Below are 19,065 nucleotides of genomic sequence, written 5' to 3' on the forward strand. Positions count from 1 at the left end.
GCGGACGCTACGCGGTGTCGCCGCTGCGGAGGCGGTCCAGCTCGGCGTGGTACATCGCCTGTATCCGGTCGTAGTGCCGGACCAGCAGCCGGATCTCTTCGACGGTGTAGCCCTCGATGAGCCGCTGCGTCTGCTGGGCGAACCGCTCGTACGGTCGCTCCAGGTCGGCCATCCGCTCTGGCCTCAGGCTGACGATGACCCGACGCCGGTCGGCCGGATCGCGCTCGGCGCTGACGTAGCCGGCCTGCTGGAGCCGGCGGAGCATGCTGGTCACCGCCCCGGTGGTGAGGTTGGTGCGGTCGGCGATCTGCCCCGCGGTGACAGGTCCGCTGTCCGCCAGGTAGTCCAGGCATTCCAGGTCGCTCACGGTGAGGCCCAGCTGCTCGGCGATGGCGTACCGGAACACCATGGACAGCCGCGACGTCTCCCGCCCGGCGCGCATCAGGTCGGCGGTCGCGGCCGCACGGGCCGGCTCGTGGGACATGCCGGCAATCATGCCTCCGGCACGGTGACCCGGTGCAGCCGAGGTAGCACGCGGGTCAGCACCCAGTGCGGTGCGGCCGCGCCCCCGGTGAGGCGGCGCATCAGCCCGGCGGCGGTGTCGACGGCACGGAAGGCGTACGGCACCATCTCGTCCTGGTAGGCGGCGATCGCCTCCTCCACCGGGGTGCCGTCCGTCCGGGCGTCGACCAGTTTGCGGCCGAGCAGGGCGGCGTCGCGCAGCGCGGTGTTGCCGCCCTGGGCCCCGAACGGCGGCATGACGTGCACGGCGTCGCCCATCATCGTCGCCCGGGGCACCGCCCACCGGCGTGGGCGTCGGCCGGCGGCGAAGACGTTGAGCACCGTGGCGTCCAGTTCGGCCGTGTCGACCAGCCGCCGGATGAGCGGGTGGAAGTCGGTACTCGTCCGGGTGGCCAGGTCCCGCAGTGCCCGCAGGTCTCCGCGGACGACGGTGGGCACCTCCTCCTGCCGCAGCAGCACCCCCCACATGACGTAGTCGTCGCCGGTTGGCGCGTAGCTGCCGGGTGCCAGGCGGGCGAACGCCTCCGGCGGGCGTTCGCCGAACCGCATGGAGGTGAAGAAGAACGCGCGGCCCGGCCGGTCGGCGATGGCCAGAACCCCGCTGGTACGCAGCGCGTCCGGGATGACGCTCTCGCCGCCCTGCCACAGTGGTGACCGGCCGTAGATGCCCACCATCGGGGTGGTCGCCGGGTCCGCGTACGGGATGAGCTGTTTGCGCAGCGCCGAGCCGACGCCGTCGGCGCCCACGACGACGGACGCCGGGGCGGACCCGCCGTCGGAGAACCGTAGCCGCAGCCCGGCCGGATCACCGTTGTCGACCGCGACGGCGGTCTTGCCGTAGTGGATGCGCCCGTCCAGCCCGTACTGCAGGATCGACCGCAGGGTCAGCCGGTCGACCTGGCGGGTCGCGTGCGGCTCGTCCTTGAAGGTGATGGTGAACGCGTCCCGCAGCCGGCGGTCGGTGAAGCGCAGGCGTCCGCCGGGCTCGTCACCGGTGGCCAGCGCCAGGCGGTACAGCGGGCGGGGCAGGCTCTCCCGCAGCGCCGCCAGCCCGTGCCGGTCGAGGATGATCCGGTAGCCCTGCCGCCTGACGTAGGGGCCCGAGTCCCGCTCGTAGACGTGCACGTCGATGCCGGCGCGCGCCAGGTACTGGGCGAGGCAGAGCCCGGCGAGCCCGGCGCCGGCGATCGCCACCGTGAAGTCAGTCGATACGCTCATCCAATTATCTTAATGACTAAGGCAATCTGGGCAAGGCCGTAGCACCGGTACGGGCCGCGCCGCTCAGGTTGAGCGGCGCGGCCCGTACGGCGGTTTCTGACTGCGGCTCGGCGCGGAACCGGCGGTGCTCAGCCCGGCATTGCCACCTGTGCCGGGGTCGACCGGTGCGTGGTGGTGCCGTCACCGAGCTGCCCGAACGTGTTGTCACCCCAGCACCACAGGCTGCCGTCGGTGCGTGCCGCGCAGGCGTGGTAGGTGACGGAGAAGCCGTCCGTCCAGGTGGTCGCGGTGCCGACCTGCGCCGGGGTCGACCGGTGGGTGGTGGTGCCATCGCCGAGCTGCCCGGACGAATTCTTGCCCCAGCACCACAGGCTGCCATCGGTACGGGTCGCGCACGACGAGTCGAGGCTCGCGTCCACGCTTGCCCAGTTGCTGGCGGTGCCGATCCGCAGCGGGGTGGTCTGGGAGCCGACGCCCCCGCCGACCTGGCCGTACCCGTCCTCGCCCCAGCACCACAGCGTCCCGTCGACGCGGACCGCGCAGGTGTGTACGTAGCCGGCCGTCACCTCGGCCCACGTCGTCGCGGTGCCCACCTGCGTCGGTGTCGCCCGGTAGCTCAGGATGCCGAGACCGAGCTGGCCGTCCGAGCTACTGCCCCAGCACCACAGGGTCCCGTCGGTCCGCACCGCGCAGGTGTGGGCGTAGCCGGTCGTGACGCTCGCCCAGGTGGTCGCCGTGCCCACCTGAAGCGGGGTCGTCGCCTTGTAGGGAGACAAGCCGACGCCGAGCTGAGCATGACGGTTCAGGCCCCAGCACCACAGGGTGCCGTCGGTCCGCACGGCGCAGGTGTGGTTGCTGCCGATGCTGACGCTCGCCCAGGTGGTGGCGGTGCCTACCTGCACCGGGCTGGTCCGTTTGGTGGTCGAGCCGTCGCCGACCTGCCCGCTGGAGTTGTTGCCCCAGCACCAGAGCGTTCCATCCGTGCGTACCCCGCAGGTGTTGCCGCTGCCGGCGTCGATACCCGCCCACGTGGTGGCGCTGCCGATCTGAACCGGACCGGTCCGGTTCGTGGTGGTCCCGTCGCCGAGCTGGCCGTAGAAGTTGTTGCCCCAGCACCACAGGGTTCCATCGGTCTGGGTCACACAGGTGTGCAGATTGCCGGCGGCGACCTGGGATACCGGCGCGGCGGCGATCGCCACCTCCCGCGCGTTCCGGTCGGCGGAGCCGACACCTGCCGTTGCTGCGCCCGCCGTGAACCCGATAGCCAGTACGGTGATCCCGACGGAGGCCGCCACCGCGACGGCGGTTCGGGCTGTCCGCCGCCATCGCATCCGCAGCCAACTCTCCTGGTGTTCGTTCATGTCCTGTTCTCCCAGACATCGTCGGTTCCGGTGAGGCGGCGTTGCCCCGGCAGGTCACCAGCGACCCGCAACTACATGCCAGTGAACTATACATCGATGTACATCGAATCTTACCGAGGCCATGGGACACCGTTGCCAATGACGGGAACGCCCCGCATGAGAGCACTGTAGGAATACGTCTTATTAACGCACTTTCCTGATGATGTACGGTCAGCCGCATCACCAGGATCACGGCGTAGTGCTGGCGGACCTGCCACTTCCACCAGTGCCTACGTGGACAGTGGCAGGCTGGTGGAGGACTGCACGACGGCACCGTCTGCCTGCCGTACGCTGAAAAATGCGACCTTGTCGGGGCACCGCGCTACGGTTTCTCCAGACACTCCCCGGACATCGACCGAATGGTCGTTGCCTGACAGGTTGGCCACTCCGTCCGGGTAACCGCGACGGCGGCGATGGTGGGCCGTGCCGGCTACCGCGCGCCGAGATGCTCGGCGGCGTACGCGGTGATCGTCTTGCCGAGGATCACGGCGAGTTCGGCGCACTCGTCGGTGCTGATGGTCAACGGCGGCAGCAGCGGCATCACGCCGTCGGAGTAGCTGGTCAGCAGCCCGTTGTCCCGGCAGGCCAGCCGGAGCCGGTAGACGTCGCGCACCGTCCACGGCGTACCGTCGTCGCGGTAGCGCAGCTCCAGGCCGAGCAGCATCCCCTCACCGCGTACGTCACCGACGTGCGGATCGTCAGCCAGCGTGTCACGCAGGATGTCGCACAGCTGCCGGCCACGGTCGCGGACGCCGTCGAGAAACCCGTCGGCGGTGAGGATCTCCAGGACGGCGAGGCCGGCGGCGGCGCCGAGCGGGTGCCCGTCGGTGGTGCTGCCGTTCGGGAAGCCGAGCCGGAACGGCGGCTCGGCGAGCGCGTCGAAGATCGGATCGGCGACCGCGAGCGCGGCGAGCGGGAAGTAGCCGGCGCTGAGACCCTTGCCGAGCACGATCATGTCGGGCGGGCTGGGCAGCCGCTCGCTGACCGTCATCGCCGCGACCCGGCCGGCGCCGGTGGTCACCTCGTCGGCGACGACATGGATGTTTCGGGCCCGGCAGTAGTCGATCAGCGCCGCCAACTGGTCGACGCTGGCGGCGTGCAGATAGTTGCCCATCACCGGTTCGACGATGACGGCGGTCACCTGCGACGCGCCGAGCCGGTCGACGACACCGGCGACGGCGTCGAGCAGTCCGTCGCCCCCGACGACGTGCACCACGCGGTCGTCCAGCGGCGCCGACCACTCGTGCAGGATCTGCTCACCGGTGAGCGCGGTGGCCAACGGCCCGGTGCCGTGGTAGCTGCCGTGCACCGCGATGATCCGGTCACGGCCTGTCTCGCCGGTCATTCTGCGGTGGAAGCGGGACAGCATGCCGGCCGCCTCGGTCATCTGGCTGCCGGTGTTGCCGAACCGGATGTGCCGCAGGGTCGGCGGCAGCGTCGCGGCGAGGGCGGCGGCGTACCGCACGGTGACCCGGGGCGGATGCTCGTAGCGCATGACCGTGCCGGACGGCAGCTCGTCGAGCTGGCGGCGCATCGCCGCCTTGACCGGCTCGCACGAATAGCCGAGGGTGACGTTCCACATCGACGAGCGGGCGTCGAGGTAACGCCGGCCGGCCTGGTCGACGGCGTAGCTACCGTCGCCGCCGACGAGGAACATGTCCGGGTCGGACTCGGCGAGGAACTCGCCCATCGGGGTGATGCCGTGCCAGGCGTGGTAGGTGGACCGGTCGATCATCGGTTGGCTCCTCGGCGGGCGACGGACACGACGTGTTCCTCGTCTGGCAGCAGGGCGGCGTTCAGTGGCGGGCTCACCGGCGCCGGGACCGGCGCACCGGCGAGCAGGTCGAGCCGGTGCGGCGCGACCACGCCGGCCCGCACCAGATGCAGGCCGAGCGCGGACATGACGCTGACGCCGGCCGGGGCCTCGTCGACCAGGATCACCCGACCACCGGCGGCCCGGACCATGGCGGTGACGCCGTCGAGGTCCAGCGGTGCGGCGGTACGCAGGTCGACCACCTGGGCGTGCAGCCCGTCCCGGTCAAGGACGGCGGCGGCCCGCAGGCAGGTGGCGACGGTGTTGCCGATGCCGACGAGGGTGAGGTCGCGGCCGGGGCGGGCGCGGCCGGCGACGCCGAACGGCAGTGCGGCGTCGGTCGGCTCCGGCTCGGGCAGCGACGCCCAGTCGGCGGCGTACAGCCGGGGCGATTCCAGCACCACCACCGGATCCGGGTGCACCAGCGCGGTGCGCAGCAGCCCGGCGGCGGCGTTCGGTGACCCGGGCACCGCGACGACCAGCCCGGGAATCTGGCTGAGCAGGCCGTGCGCGGCGTGTTCGTGCTGGGCACCGAGCTGCTCGCCGCCCTGGGTCAGCCCGCGCACCACCACCGGTACGGTGAACTGCCCGTCGGACATGTACCGCCACTTGGTGGCCTCGTTGACCAGCTGGTCGAAGGCGGTGAACAGGAAGGCGGCGCGGGCGATGCTGACCAGCACCCGGCGGCCGAGCAGCGCCATCCCGACCGCCATGCCGAGCATGGTGTTCTCGGCGATCGGCAGCCGGACCATCCGCTCGGCACCGAACAGTTCGATGAGGTCGGGCTGCTGGTACGTGCAGAACATGCTCATCGTGGGCTGGTCGGCCAGGGCGCCGCGGACCGCCCCGACGGACGGGTGCCGGCGGGTCATGCCACCGGCTCCCGCACCGTGACGGCCTCCGGCCAGGTGGCACCGGGCGGCCAGGCCGCGGCGGTGACCGCGGTGACCGCGCTCGCCGGATCCGGTCGGTCGGCGGCCAGCGCGTCGGCGAAGACCTCGGCCAGCTCCGCGGTGACCTGCTCGCGGATCTCGACGGCCCGCTCCTGGCTGGCTGCGGACGGGCTGGCTGCGGACGGGCTGGCTGCGGACGGGCTGGCGAGGGCCGCCTCAACGCGGGTCAGCGGATCCTGGGCCAGCCAGCGCTCCCGCTCGGCGGCCGGACGGTACTCACCCGGCGGCTGCGGGCCGAGCTGGGCATGGAAGTGCCGCAGGTAGGTGTGGGCGACGAGGACCTGCGGGCGGCCGGCCCGGCAGTGGGCCAGGGCCGCCGCCGCAGCCCGGTGCACCGCGGCCACGTCGTTGCCGTCCACCTCGTCGCAGTCCAGCCCCAGGCCGCGGGCGATCTCACCGGGGGTACGGTGCCGCACCAGGTCGCTCGGGGTGTGGTCCTGCCAGCCGTTCTCCTCGCAGACCAGCAGCAGCGGCAACCCGAGCACGGCGGCGACGGTGAGCGTCTCGTAGGCGGCGCCGGCGCCGAACGCGCCGTCACCGCAGAACGCGACGACCGCCCGGCCGCTGCCGGCGGTCTTCTCGGCCAGCGCTGCTCCGGCCGCGATCGGCAGCTGCGCAGCCACAATGGAGCTGGCGCCGAGGAGGTAGCGGGACCGGTCGGCGATGTGCATCGACCCGGCCTTGCCGCCGCAGACCCCGCCGACCCGGCCGAGGATCTCCCGGGCCAGCCCGGCGGCCGCCACCCCGGCGGCCAGCGCGTGCCCGTGGCACCGGTAGAAGCTCACCACCCACTCGTCGGGCTGCCGGGCGGCCAGCACCCCGACCGCGACAGCTTCCTGCCCGGTGTACGGGTGGACCGATCCGGGCACCTGGCCGGCGGCGGCGCACCGCAGAACCTGCTCCTCGAAGACCCTGATCCGAACCATCTCGCGGTACGCGTCCGACAGGTCCATCGTCTGGGCGTTCCCCGTCCCTGCGCCGGCGGAGAACCATTCACCGGTCGCATCGGAAGCAATCATGATCACCTGCTGAATGTCGCCAATTATAGGTGACCGATCGACGCTGGTCGCAATACTGGAATTGGTCGGGGTCCGGTCAGGATGTGGTCAGGTTGTGGGTGGCCACCCGCCGGGAAACGACGGAGACGGTGCCGAGAAAAGCTACGGCAGCGAAGCAGATCAGGGTTGGCAGCACCCCCCAGAGTTGCGCCGCGACGCCAGCGAGCAGCGATCCGACCGGCACCGCCAGCACCGCGAGCGCCCGGCTCAACGCGAGCACCCGGCCCAGCAGCGGGCCGGGGACCACGGACTGCTGCAGCGACACCGAGGCGATCAGCCAGACCGTGGCGCAGTACCCGAAGATCATCTCGTAGACGATCAGGGTCAGCACCGACGGCGTGACGGCGGCCAGCGGGATCAGCATCAGAGCGGCCCCGGCGAGCGGGGCGAACACCGGGACCACCCGGGGATGGCCGAGCCGGGCGATCACCCGTCGCGCGGTGGCCACGCCGACGACGGCGGCGACGCTGTTCACCGCGAAGGTCAACCCGAGCACCCACGGCGACAGGTCGAGAACCCGGTAGGCATACAGCACGTAGAGACCGCCGATCGCGGACCCGCCGAGGTTCAGCGCGGCGGCGGTGACCGCGATCCGGACCAACTCCGGACGGCCGCGCAGCGCCGCTACCCCGTCGCGCAACGCCCGTAGTGGATGTTCCGGCACCGGCGGCGTCCCGCCCGGCCGGGGCCGCAGCGCGGCGAAACCGGCGGCGGCCAGCGCCTGCGCCGCGGCGTTCGCCGACATCGCCAGCGCCCCGCCGAGGGTCTGCACCAGCCAGCCGGCCAGCGCCGGCCCGGCGATCTGGCCGGCCGACTGGGCACCGGCCAGCGCGGCGTTCGCCGGCACCAGCCGGTCCGGTTCGACCAGTTGCGGCACGGTGGCCTGCAGGCCGATGGTGACCAGCCCACCGAGGATTCCGGACAGGCCGGCCACGGCGTACAGCAGCGGCAGCGAGAGCACTCCGGCCAGCGCGGCGACCGGTACGGCCAGCACCACGGCGGCGGTTCCGGCGCTGGCGGCCATGAGCAGCCGGCGCCGGTCGACGACCCGGTCGACGACCACCCCGAGCAGCGGTGCGGCGAGCGCCTGGGCACCGTACTCGAGGGCGAACAGGGTGGCCGCCGCCACCGGCGAGGCGTGCAGCGCCACCACCGCGACGGTCGGCAGGGCCAGCGCGGCGACGTGGGTGCCGACGACGCTGGCGGCCTGAGCAGCGACGGCCGGGCGCAGCGGTCGATCCACCGCGATCGACGTGGCGAGACGGCCGGGCATGGGCACCACTCCTCGGCTCGGTCGGTCGAGTCACCTTCCCACAGCCGCGGTCGCCATCGGAAGTCACGGTGATCAAGGTAAATACCCTTCGCCCGTTTCCCGGGTCGCGAACCGACCACCGGCCGGCCCGGTAATGCTTGCCGTTCCGACGCGAGGTCATTTATGCTCATCACATCGTGCGCCGCAGACGGCGCGCATCATCGCCGACGCACACGAATCAGCGCACCGAGAATCTCCTGCTTGTCGTAATCCCGTGACCGACGCTGGGCGGCAAGCCTGTTGGGGAGTTGCCAATGGCACTCATCGATGCCGATGATCTTGATCGCAACGAGTTGGCGTACCGCGTCTTCGGAGTGACCCGCGACAAGACGCCGTGGCGCGCCGCGGACATCATCGCCGACGGGCCGGCGGACCCCAGCTGGGAGCGGGCCGAGCTGGCCTGGCGGATGTCCTCGCGCGGCTACTACGCCGAGCAGGCCGGGCTGGTCGCCGCCGCGACGCTGGCCGCGCAGACCGAGGACGCGCCGCTGCGGTTCAGCCTCGCCCTGGCCACCGCCGACGAGGCCCGACACGCGGACGCCTTCTACCAGTACGCGAAACTGGTCGGCGGCGGTGAGCCGGAGCCGGAGGCGCCCGAGCTGATGGAGCCGCTGGACACGGCGCTGACCCGGCTGCCGTACATGGGCCGGGCGCTGGTGCACACCATGCTGGAGGGGTTCGCCGCAGACGAGTTCATCCTGCTGCGCGAGGTGTTCGCCGGTGACCCGCTCGGCCTGCTCTACCACCACGTACGCCGCGACGAGATCCAGCACGTCGCGATCGGCCTGAACTACCTGGCCCGCGAGTCCGCCACGGGCGAGGGGCGCGAGCTGTGGCGCGAGTACGGGTCGCAGTGGCATGAGATCGGCATGCGACTGACCTACCTGGACAAGATTTCGGTGTCCCTCGCCGATCTGACCGGCCGCGAGCCCGACCGGCTGCGGCACTGGTTTCTCCGCCGGCACCGGGCCCGCCTGAGCGCCGGTGGAGTCGACATGGACGGAGGGAGGTGAAGATCTTGACCATCAAGAAGGTCACCATCAAGACGCCGGCTCACGGCACCTGCAAGTACCTGGTCCCGACTCGGAAGGCCGAGAAGTGACCGCGGCCGGCGAAGCGCGGGTAGGACCGCGTGGAGGGCCGAAGACGTGATCGGCCGGATGGGGCGGTCCCGCCCCATCCGGCGCACCTCGGTACGACGCGCTCACCAGCTGAAAGGCCCGGCCGATGTCCGTATGTCTGGTCGCCATGCCCTGGCAGGCCATCGAATCACCATCACTGCCGATCGGGTTGCTCAAGGCGGTGACCGTCGCCAGTGGGCGGCCCGCCCCGACGGCGTACCACGGCAGCCTGCGCTGGGCCGAGTTCCTGATGGAACGCAGCGACGGCGAGCTGGGCCCGGCCGACTACACCGAGGTCGCCGAGGTGGGCCTGTTCGACGGCCTCGGTGACTGGGTCTTCGCCGGGGTGCTGCACGACGACCTCGAGTTCGGCGTGGAGACGTTGCGCCGCTACGCGGCCGAGTACGGCACCGGCATCGCCGGCCCGACCGCGATGCGCCAGTACGCCGCCGACTTCGTCGAGCTGGCCGCCGCCGAGATCCTCGCCAACGATCCCCGGCTGGTCGGCTTCACCACCACGTTCATGCAGAACGTGCCGAGCCTCGCGGTCGCCCGGCGGATCCGCCAGCTCGACCCGGGCGTACGGATCGCGTTCGGAGGTGGCAACTGCGACGGCGCGATGGGGATCGCCCTGCACCGCAACTTCCCGTTCGTCGACTTCGTGGTACGCGGCGAAGGCGAGGTCGCGTTCCCGATGCTGCTCGACGCGCTCGACGCTGGCGACGACAGCCTCGACGCCCGGCTCGCCCGGATACCCGGGCTGTCCTGGCGCCGGGCCGACGGCACCGCACGGCACAACCCGCAGGGCACGCTGCTGCCCCCGGCACGCATCCCCACCCCGGACTTCGACGACTGGTTCGACCAGCTCGCCGCATCGCCGATCGGCGAGTACATCGAACCCAAGCTGGTCCTGGAGGGCGCCCGGGGCTGCTGGTGGGGCGAGAAGCACCACTGCACCTTCTGCGGGCTCAACGGCACCGCGATGACGTTCCGGGCCAAGCCCGCCGAACGCATGATCGCCGAGATGACCGAGCTGGTCGGCCGGCACCAGACCCTCGACGTGATCATGGTCGACAACATCATCGACAACCACTACTACGCCGAGTTCCTGCCCCGCGTCGCCGCGCTCGGCTGGGACCTGCGGCTGCACTACGAGGTCAAGTCCAACCTACGGCCGACCGAGATCGACGCGCTGCGCGCGGCCGGCGTGGCCCACGTACAGCCCGGTATCGAATCGCTGGTCAGCCCGGTGCTCAAGCTGATGGACAAGGGCGTCTCCGGCGTCCACAACGTACGGACCCTGCGCGACTGCGAGTCCGCCGGCCTCACCGTGTCGTGGAACTGGCTGTACGGGTTCCCCGGCGAACGCCGCGTCGACTACGACTCGGTGCTGCGTCAGCTCCCCCGGCTGATGCACCTGCAGCCGCCGGCCGGTTCGTCGCGAATCCTGCTCGAACGCTTCAGCCCGTACTTCGAGAACCCGGTGCTCGGCTTCCCGACCCGCCGGGCCGCCCGGCTCTACCAGCACGTCTACGACCTGCCCGAGAACGAGCTGGCCGATCTGGTCTACCTGTTCGACACCGAACCCGCCGGCCTGTCCGAGCAGGACGCCGAGCCGTTGAACGAGCTCCTCAAACGCTGGACCGACGGCTATCCGGCCAGCGCGCTGCAGCTGCTCACCGGCCTGGACGCCGACGAGATCGTGATCGCCGACCGGCGGGTCGGCTGGCCGGACCGCGAACACCGTATCGCCGACCCCCGGCTGCGCCGCGCCTACGCCGAACTGGAGCACGGCCGTACCGTCGGGGCCCTGGCCGGGCGGCTCGCCGCCGCCGGGCTGCCGGTGGAGACCGACCGGCTGGCGCGGTGGCTGGCCGAACTCGACGACGCCGGGCTGGTCTTCGAGGAGAACGGTCGCTGGATCACCCTGGCGACCACCGTCGAACCGGTCAAGGTGGCTTGAGATGGGTACGGCGACGCTGCTCACCGACCGTACCGATCTGGCCGCCTGGTCGCTGCGGACGGTGACCCTGCCGGAGCCGCTGGACTTCGGCGACTCTCCCGAACAGGACCTGGCCCAGTTGCGGTTCCTGCGCGCGGTGACCAGCCACGCGGTACGGCTGCGCTGGACCCTGCGCGGGCGGCCGTTGTTCCCGCTGGACACCCACGTGCACCTGGTCGCGCCGTCGGCCGGCACCGATCAGGCCAGCCGGGCCTATGCCGGCGAGTGGGGCCTGGCCTACCGGTACGGCAGCTGCTACTACCGTCGCGGGCCGGGAATGGTGGTGGTCAAGGACGTCCGGCCCGGGGTCGAGGCCAGCCGGATGGTGATCACCGACGGCGCGGACGCGTTCCTGCGGCTGGCCGAGGACCCGTCCGGGGTGCCGGCGCCGGGCGACGTCGACGCGGCGGCCGTCGCCGTCGAAGCCGGGCTGGCCTGCGCGGCCGGCGACGCGGTGCTGATCCTTCCCTACCGGATGCGGCACTGGCCGGTACCGCACGTAGCGGTGTGAGGCAGCCGGCGATGACCGCATCCGCGCCGCACGAGCCGCAGCCGCACGACCCGCAGCCGCACGAGCCGCCGCTGTACCCGTTCCGTGACTACGACGAGCTGGGGCTGGATCCACGGTTGGCCCGGCTGCGCGCCGAGTGCCCGGTGTCCCGGATCCGGCTGCCGTACGGCGGCGACGCCTGGCTGGCCACCCGCTACGCCGACGTGACCACGGTGCTCGCTGACCCCAGGTTCAGCCGGGCCGCCGCCTGCGGCCCGGACGTGCCCCGGCAGACCGAGGCCCCGCCGGTGGCCACCACCATCCTGGACCTGGACCGACCCGAACATGGCCGGCTGAGACGCATCGCGGCCAGCGCGTTCGCCCAGTGGCGCATCGAGCAAATACGCCCGTACGTCCGGCAGGTCGCCGCCGAACGGATCGACGCGCTGCTTGCCGGCCCGGCACCGGGCGACCTGTACGCGGCGGTCGCGTTGCCGGTGCCGCTGACCGTGCTGTGCCACGTGCTCGGCGTACCGCTGGCCGACCGCGACCGGTTCCGCGCCTGGACGCACGCGCTGCTGATGCCCGGGCCGATGCCGGCCGACGAGTTCCGGTCGGTCGCCGCCGCGCTGGAGGACTACCTGCGGGAGCTGATCGCGCACCGCCGTGAGTCGGCCACCGGCGACCTGCTGAGCATGCTGGTCCGGGCGACCGACGACGGCGACCGGATGACCGAGCAGGAGCTGGTGTCGTTCGGCGTGACCCTGCTCGCCGCCGGGTTCGAGACCACGGCCAGCCAGCTGGCCAGTTCGGCGTACCTGCTGCTGCGCGACCGCCACCTCTGGGAGTTGCTGGGCCGGGAGCCGGATCGGGTGCCGGCGGTGGTCGACGAGCTGCTCCGGTTCGTGCCGCTCAACGGCGGCAGCGGGCTGCCCCGGGTGGCGACCGAGGACGTCGAGCTGGGCGGCTTGACGGTCCGGGCCGGGGAGGCGGTGTTCGCCTCGACCATCTCCGCCAACCGTGACGACAAGGTGTTCCCGGACGCGGACACCTTCGACCCGGACCGGCGCCCGACGGCCCGGCATGTCACCTTCGGCTACGGTCCGCACCGCTGCCTCGGGGCCTGGCTGGCGACGATGGAGATCCAGGAGGTGGTCGGCGCGCTGGTCGCGGCGGCGCCGGGCCTGCGGCTGACCGACCCGGACGCGGTACGGTGGCGCGCCGGTACGATCGTGCGCGGCCCGCTCGCGCTGCCGGTCGACTGGCCGACCAAGGCCGAGCGGTTCCGCTCAGGTCAGCCGGAGTGACCGCTCCCAGTCCACCGCCACCCGGTCAGGGTCGACGGGATCCACCTTGACCTGCAGCACCCGGCCGGGGGCCACCGACCCGGCAGACGAGGCGTCGAGGTACTCGCCGGTCTTGACCAGGTATCGGGCGCCGTCCGGTCCAACGACCTCCAGCTCCAGGTAGACCAGGTGGCGAAACTGACTGGCCCGGTGCGCGGACGCGAGGAACTGCACCACCGCGGTGGTCGGCACGCCAGCGGCGAGCACCGGCTTCTTGTGCCGGGTGGCACGCTTTGCGATCCGGGAACGCTCCAACGGCCGCCCCACCGTGTCGCGCCGAGCCGCCATCGCCTCGACCGCCCGCCTACGGGCCTCAGGCGAGCGGTGACGCAGCCGGAACCGCAGCCAGACGAACACCAGCAGCCCGCAGCAGACCGCCAGCGGCGCACCCACCAACACCCACCACAGCGGCGCGTCGTCGACCACGAACGCCGCCGCCGACAGCGCCAGCCCGGTCACCGCCCCGCCGTACACCACCACTCGGAGCGCCCACGTGCTGATTCGGCTCGGTTCGTCGACCACGACGCAGCAGCGTAGCGACCGTACGCAAGCGAAGCCGGCGGCCTTGGTCGAGGCTGAAGGTCGTCGGCAATCCTACAAAGCCATCACCTGGATGGTGATCCCGTCGGCGGACAACTGTCGTGTAGAACGTGGCGGCAAGCCCGGGACGGGCGGTGCGAGGTTGCCGCCGGTGATCGTGGTGGCGCGGCGCCAGTCGTCATCGTCTACCGCGAAGCGCCAGCCGAGCGTGGCGGAGAAGAACCGGGCGGTGTCAGCGATGTCGCGGGTCTTGATGTCCATCCAGCAGATTCACCGTCGGCGCCAAGGTACGGTGGCGTACCCGCAGCGGGCTTGTGCCTGTTCACGACAGTTCCAGCGTCAGGCTGGCCGGGACGGTGCCGGAGGCGTCCTCGACGAGGCGGGCGAGCATCGGTGGTCCTCCCGTACCCGATCTGATGTTCCTGGCCGGGTTCGCCGTTGCCGCGACCGGCCACCCAGTTGCGGGCACCGCAGCACCGCCAGGCGACGAGGACGAACTCGCTGAGCGGTCGCTAGCGTACGTCTTGGCGGCCGTCGTCAGGTTCGTCGCCCTGCTCCGGCTCGCCGACCCGCAAGGGTCGGCGGACCGGACGTCCACCGGTGCGGCCGGCGGCGCACCGCCGGCCTGACCGGTGTCAGTGGCCGACCCTGAGCTGCCCGGCGAGGGTGCCGTGGATCCGGGCGCTGGGCTGGTTCAGCTCGATGATCTCGGCGGTCTTGCCGCGACTGGCGTACTTGGTGGTGATGGCGTCGAGCGCGGCCACCGACGAGGCGTCCCAGATGTGCGCGTGCGTCATGTCGATGATCACGCGGTCGGGGTCGCCAGCGTAGTCGAACTGGTAGACGAGGTCGTTGCTGGAGGCGAAGAAGAGTTCGCCGTGCACCGAGTAGATCCGGGTGCTGCCGTCGGGGTCGAGCACGCTGGTGACCTCGACCATGTGGGCCACCCGGCGGGCGAAGATCACCATCGCGACGAGAACACCGATGATGACCCCGATCGCGAGGTTGTGGGTGACCAGCACCGCGGCGACGGTGGAGGTCATCACCGCGAGTTCCCCCCACGGCATTCGTTTGAGGGTGGCGGGGGCGACGCTGTGCCAGTCGAACGTCGACACCGCGACGATGATCATCACGGCGACCAGGGCGGCCATCGGGATCCGGGCGACGATGTCGCCCAGGGAGACGACCAGGATCAGCAGGAACACCCCGGCCAGGAAGGTCGACAGCCGGGTCCGGGCACCGGCCACCTTGACGTTGATCATCGTCTGGCCGATCATCGCGCAGCCACCCATGCCGCCGAAGAAGCCGGTGACGATGTTGGCCACGCCCTGACCCCACGACTCGCGGGTCTTGTTCGAGTGGGTGTCGGTGATGTCGTCGACCAGCTTGGCGGTCATCAACGACTCCATCAACCCGACCAGCGCGACGCCGACCGCGTACGGGGCGATCACCTGCAGGGTCGCCCAGGTGTACGGGATCTGCGGCAGGACGAGCATCGGCAGGCTGTCCGGCAAGGCGCCCTGGTCACCGACGGTCGGCACGGCGAAGCCGGCGACAACCGTGACGACGGTCAGCACGACGATCGCGACCAGCGGCGCCGGCACCGCCTTCGTCAGCCGGGGCAGCCCGACAATGATCACCAGCGCGACGGCGACCATCGGATAGACCAGCCACGGCACCCCGATCAGGTAGGGCATCTGCGCTGCGAAGATCAGGATCGCCAGGGCGTTGACGAAGCCGACCATCACGCTGCGCGGAACGAACCGCATCAGTCGGGCGACGCCGAGCACGGCGAGCAGCACCTGCAGCACCCCGCCGAGGATCACCGCCGCCAGCAGATAGCCGAGCCCGTGGTCGCGGGCCAACGGGGCGACGATCAACGCGATCGCGCCGGTCGCTGCGGAGATCATCGCCGGCCGGCCGCCGCAGATCGCGATGGTCACCGCCATGGTGAACGACGCGAACAGCCCGACCCGTGGGTCGACCCCGGCGAGGATGGAGAACGAGATCGCCTCCGGGATCAACGCGAGCGCGACCACCAGGCCAGCGAGGACCTCGGTACGGAACACCTTCGGGGACACCCACGACGGGCGGGACAGACGCGGCCGGAACGCCGCAGGAGAGAACGCAGACATACAGCCTTTTCCGATCAGGGCGCGCGGCAGCGCGCAGGGTCTCGTGTCGGGATTCGCGGACCAGCACCGATCCCGGTGGTCGCGGCGGCACGATCCGTCACGATCACGGTGGCCCGAGAAGATGACCTGGTTGTTTCCTGGCGTCGTCGCCTCGGAAACCATCCCCCGCCGTGCAGGTCGAACAGCACGGACGGCAGGGGGGGGAATCTACCGTCGCGGACGGGTAGGGATGGCGCGGAGGTGGCAATCGTCACCACCTCTACGTGGTGCCGCAGCCACCCGAGCCGTGGTCGCCGCTGCGGCACTGCGCACCCTGGCCGCTCCCGGCGGGCCCGAAGCCGTCGATATTCATCTATAGTTGTCGATGTGTTCACGCGCGCGTCCCGTCCCATCCATCCGAGTCAGGACTAGACCGATGAAACGCATCCCCCTGAGAGCCATCGTCCCCGCCGGGCTCGCCATCGCACTGATCACCGGCCCGCTACCGGCACCGGCTGCCGCGCAGGCGACCGTCCCGATCACGCTGACCGGCACCAGCGCCACCAGCCCCAGTGCCGACGTCACGATCGCCGGGCGGGCCGTGACGATCACCGCACCGGGCACCTACGAGGTCACCGGCACCCTCAACGACGGCTACCTCGACGTCGACGCCTCAGGCACCGTCAACCTGATCCTCAACGGCGCCGCCATCACCAACTCCAGCAACGCACCGCTGCAGGTCACCGATGCCGACCAGGTCGTGATCACGCTCGCCGCCGGCACCACCAGCCGGCTCACCGACGCGACCAACTACGTCTATCCCGACCCGGACACCGACGAGCCGAACGCCGCCCTGTTCAGCCGCGCCGACCTGCGGATCACCGGCACCGGGGCGTTGACCGTACGCGGCAACGCGTACGACGGCATCACCAGCAAGGACGGCCTGGTCATCGAGTCGGGCACGATCACGGTGAACGCGGTCGACGACGGCATCCGGGGCAAGGACTTCCTCGACATCACCGGAGGGAACATCGACGTCACCGCCGGCGGTGACGGCATCAGATCCGACGACACCGAGGCGGACCGGGGCCGGCTCACCATCACCAACGGCACCGTACGGGTGAACGCCGGTGACGACGCCGTCAAGGGCGAGAACACCGTCGACATCTCCGGCGGCACGGTCACCGTCACCAACTCCTACGAGGCGATCGAGAGCCGGCAGGTGACCATCTCCGGTGGCACCGTCAACGTCACCGCCCGCGACGACGCGATCAACGCCGTCGAGGACGGGTACGGCGACTTCGAGGTGGCGCCGAACGCGTTCGCCCGGTTCACCGGCGGGACCACCCTGGTCAACTCCAGCATCGACGGCATCGACTCCAACGGCACGGTGACCTTCGCCGGCGGCACGGTCGTGGTCAGCGGGCCGAGCAGCGGCAGCCCTGGCGAGGGCGCGATCGACGCCAACGGCGCGGTCCACTTCACCGGCGGCACGATGCTCGGGGCAGGGTCGACCGCGCTGGCGGTGCTGAGCCTGCCGCCGACCTCCGGCCAGGGCTGGGCCGCTCCCCAACTGTCCAGCAGCCAGCCGGCCGGCACCCTGCTGCACCTGGTCTCCGGCGGCCAGGTGCTTGTCTCCTACCGCGCCCCCAAAACGTTCCGGGAGGTGGTCTTCTCCTCCAACCGGATCCAGAACGGGCAGAACTACGACGTCTACCTGGGCGGCAGCCTGTCCGGCCCGACGACCGGCGGCATGGCCACCACCGGCGGCAGCATCGCGGGAGCCAACCGGCTGATGACCGTCACCGCCGGGCAGTACCGCGGTGGTCTTGTCGGCTGGCCACCCGGCGGCCCCGGCTGGCCGCCGCCGCCGAACCCGACCACCCCGCCGCCGAACCCGACCACCCCGCCGCCGAACCCGACCACGCCACCGCCGAACCCGACCACGCCACCGCCGGGCGCCGGTGGCTGTACGGCGACCTACTCGGTCGTCGGCCAGTGGCAAGGCGGTTTCCAGGGCGACGTACGGGTCACCGCCGGCTCGTCCGCGATCAGGGGTTGGCGGGTGACCTGGACCTTCGCCAACGGCCAGACGATCAGCCAGTCCTGGAACGCGACCATCAACGCCAGTGGCTCGGCGGTGACGGCGACCAACGTCTCCTTCAACGGCTCGCTCGGCGCTGGGGCCAGCACCACCTTCGGATTCATCGGCACCTGGAACGGCAGCAACGCCACTCCGAGCCTGACCTGCACCGCGACCTGACCGGAGAAACGCCGGCGCTCACCCGGCGTCCCGATCGGTGGGGCCCGACACCGCCTCGGTGTCGGGCCCCACCGGCACACCGACAGCGGATTGATTCTGCTGTGGAGGTACGCCAATATCGATCGATGGAGCAAACCCGTGAAGACGACGTGGCGGTACGGCAGTTCTACGAAACCTACGGCTGGCAGCGCGGCTCATCCGGTCAGTATCAGGACGCGGAGGCGTTCGTCGACCTCAGGCCGGTGATGGACGGCTATCATCGACGCCGTGACCAGCGGGTCGCCCGGCTGCTGGCAGGCGACGGTCCGCTGCTGGACCTGGGGTGCGGCGGAGCGCCGGTGCCGGTCGACGGTGGCGGACTACGGGTCAATCTCGACTTCGCAGCCGCGGCGTTGCGCGGCGCACGGCAGACCCTCGGCGACACCGCCAGCTATCTACAGGCCGACATCTGCCAGCTGCCCTTTCCGGCGGACACCTTCGGCCGGGTGCTGTGCGCCCACGTGCTCTACCACCTCACGCCGGAACGACAGACGCTGGCGCTCACGGAGATCTGCCGGGTCCTGCGGCCGGGCGGCGTCGCCGTGCTCGTGTACATCCAGACGTTCGCCCGCCTCCAGAACCTGGCCCGCCGGCTACGGCTGGACTCCCGGCCGGTGGCGGACCTCCCGCCGTTGCCCTACCACCCGGTCGACCATCGCCGGCTGCAGGCCGGGCTGCGGGATCGGGCGCGCATCGAGGTTCGGAGCTGGTCGGTTCTCGCGCCGGAGATCACCCGTACGGTGGTGCCCGGCGGGCGGGTCGGCCGAGCGATGGTGGCCGGAGTCGCGGCGGTCGAAGACCGGCTGCCCCGCTGGAGCGCACGACTCGCCCGCTACCCGATGCTGATCGTCCGCAAGGACCCGGAGGGGTAGGT

General features: G+C 71.3%; 17 protein-coding genes. 7 read left to right on the forward strand and 10 right to left on the reverse strand.

The annotated features are described in order from the left end of the window. Positions 1 to 7: 7 nt before the first annotated feature. The 7 genes from ACN27J_RS19170 to ACN27J_RS19200 form a co-directional block, all read right to left on the reverse strand. Positions 8 to 484 carry a MarR family transcriptional regulator gene (locus ACN27J_RS19170; RefSeq protein WP_421368132.1) on the reverse strand — a complete coding sequence of 159 codons (477 nt, stop codon included), beginning with the start codon at positions 482 to 484 and terminating at the stop codon, positions 8 to 10. Between the two features lie 8 nt (positions 485 to 492). After that, positions 493 to 1,740, reverse strand: coding sequence for an FAD-dependent oxidoreductase (locus tag ACN27J_RS19175; protein ID WP_278172281.1), 1,248 nt, complete (start codon positions 1,738 to 1,740; stop codon positions 493 to 495). A 128-nt stretch (positions 1,741 to 1,868) separates the two neighbouring features. Then, complete coding sequence (locus ACN27J_RS19180; protein WP_421368135.1) at positions 1,869 to 3,101, reverse strand: RCC1 domain-containing protein; 1,233 nt, start codon at positions 3,099 to 3,101, stop codon at positions 1,869 to 1,871. Positions 3,102 to 3,570: 469 nt separating this feature from the next. Next, on the reverse strand, positions 3,571 to 4,875 hold the full coding sequence (locus tag ACN27J_RS19185; protein WP_421368137.1) for an aminotransferase class III-fold pyridoxal phosphate-dependent enzyme: 1,305 nt from the start codon (positions 4,873 to 4,875) through the stop codon (positions 3,571 to 3,573). Then, positions 4,872 to 5,825: an alpha-ketoacid dehydrogenase subunit beta gene (locus ACN27J_RS19190; RefSeq protein WP_421368140.1), complete on the reverse strand. Its 954-nt coding sequence runs from the start codon at positions 5,823 to 5,825 to the stop codon at positions 4,872 to 4,874. The genes ACN27J_RS19185 and ACN27J_RS19190 overlap by 4 nt, the downstream gene beginning before the upstream one ends. Then, positions 5,822 to 6,925: a thiamine pyrophosphate-dependent enzyme gene (locus ACN27J_RS19195; protein ID WP_421368143.1), complete on the reverse strand. Its 1,104-nt coding sequence runs from the start codon at positions 6,923 to 6,925 to the stop codon at positions 5,822 to 5,824. The genes ACN27J_RS19190 and ACN27J_RS19195 overlap by 4 nt, the downstream gene beginning before the upstream one ends. Before the next feature lie 76 nt (positions 6,926 to 7,001). Then, positions 7,002 to 8,237, reverse strand: coding sequence for an MFS transporter (locus ACN27J_RS19200; protein ID WP_421368146.1), 1,236 nt, complete (start codon positions 8,235 to 8,237; stop codon positions 7,002 to 7,004). Between the two features lie 293 nt (positions 8,238 to 8,530). On the opposite strand from ACN27J_RS19200, the gene ACN27J_RS19205 reads away from it, so the two are divergent. The 4 genes from ACN27J_RS19205 (at position 8,531) to ACN27J_RS19220 (ending at position 13,196) form a co-directional block, all read left to right on the forward strand. Beyond that, a complete protein-coding gene (locus ACN27J_RS19205; protein ID WP_278172288.1) occupies positions 8,531 to 9,289 on the forward strand; it encodes a ferritin-like domain-containing protein in 759 nt (252 codons plus the stop codon). Between the two features lie 214 nt (positions 9,290 to 9,503). Beyond that, positions 9,504 to 11,360 (forward strand): RiPP maturation radical SAM C-methyltransferase, encoded by a 1,857-nt coding sequence (locus ACN27J_RS19210; protein ID WP_421368149.1) that lies wholly within the window; start codon positions 9,504 to 9,506, stop codon positions 11,358 to 11,360. 1 nt (position 11,361) lies between these two features. Further along, a complete protein-coding gene (locus ACN27J_RS19215; protein ID WP_421368152.1) occupies positions 11,362 to 11,910 on the forward strand; it encodes a DUF5825 family protein in 549 nt (182 codons plus the stop codon). Positions 11,911 to 11,921: 11 nt separating this feature from the next. Beyond that, positions 11,922 to 13,196 carry a cytochrome P450 gene (locus ACN27J_RS19220; protein WP_421368155.1) on the forward strand — a complete coding sequence of 425 codons (1,275 nt, stop codon included), beginning with the start codon at positions 11,922 to 11,924 and terminating at the stop codon, positions 13,194 to 13,196. Here the strand turns inward: ACN27J_RS19220 and ACN27J_RS19225 are convergent. After that, complete coding sequence (locus ACN27J_RS19225; protein WP_421368158.1) at positions 13,179 to 13,757, reverse strand: hypothetical protein; 579 nt, start codon at positions 13,755 to 13,757, stop codon at positions 13,179 to 13,181. The two genes, ACN27J_RS19220 and ACN27J_RS19225, sit on opposite strands and share 18 nt — an antisense overlap. Positions 13,758 to 13,829: 72 nt before the next feature. After that, positions 13,830 to 14,036 carry a VOC family protein gene (locus ACN27J_RS19230; RefSeq protein WP_421368160.1) on the reverse strand — a complete coding sequence of 69 codons (207 nt, stop codon included), beginning with the start codon at positions 14,034 to 14,036 and terminating at the stop codon, positions 13,830 to 13,832. Positions 14,037 to 14,131: 95 nt separating this feature from the next. Here ACN27J_RS19230 and ACN27J_RS19235 point away from each other — a divergent pair, with 95 nt between their 5' ends. Continuing rightward, complete coding sequence (locus ACN27J_RS19235) at positions 14,132 to 14,404, forward strand: hypothetical protein (RefSeq protein ID WP_421368163.1); 273 nt, start codon at positions 14,132 to 14,134, stop codon at positions 14,402 to 14,404. 6 nt (positions 14,405 to 14,410) lie between these two features. Here the strand turns inward: ACN27J_RS19235 and ACN27J_RS19240 are convergent, their stop codons facing one another. Next, positions 14,411 to 15,910: a SulP family inorganic anion transporter gene (locus ACN27J_RS19240; RefSeq protein WP_421368165.1), complete on the reverse strand. Its 1,500-nt coding sequence runs from the start codon at positions 15,908 to 15,910 to the stop codon at positions 14,411 to 14,413. A gap of 415 nt (positions 15,911 to 16,325) precedes the next feature. On the opposite strand from ACN27J_RS19240, the gene ACN27J_RS19245 reads away from it, so the two are divergent. Beyond that, positions 16,326 to 18,152, forward strand: a complete 1,827-nt coding sequence (locus tag ACN27J_RS19245; RefSeq protein ID WP_421368168.1) for a carbohydrate-binding domain-containing protein — start codon at positions 16,326 to 16,328, stop codon at positions 18,150 to 18,152. Between the two features lie 125 nt (positions 18,153 to 18,277). Then, positions 18,278 to 19,063 carry a class I SAM-dependent methyltransferase gene (locus tag ACN27J_RS19250; RefSeq protein WP_421368171.1) on the forward strand — a complete coding sequence of 262 codons (786 nt, stop codon included), beginning with the start codon at positions 18,278 to 18,280 and terminating at the stop codon, positions 19,061 to 19,063. The last annotated feature ends 2 nt before the right edge of the window (positions 19,064 to 19,065 follow it).

Source organism: Solwaraspora sp. WMMB762, assembly GCF_049179115.1.
In the GTDB taxonomy this organism is placed as follows: domain Bacteria; phylum Actinomycetota; class Actinomycetes; order Mycobacteriales; family Micromonosporaceae; genus Micromonospora_E.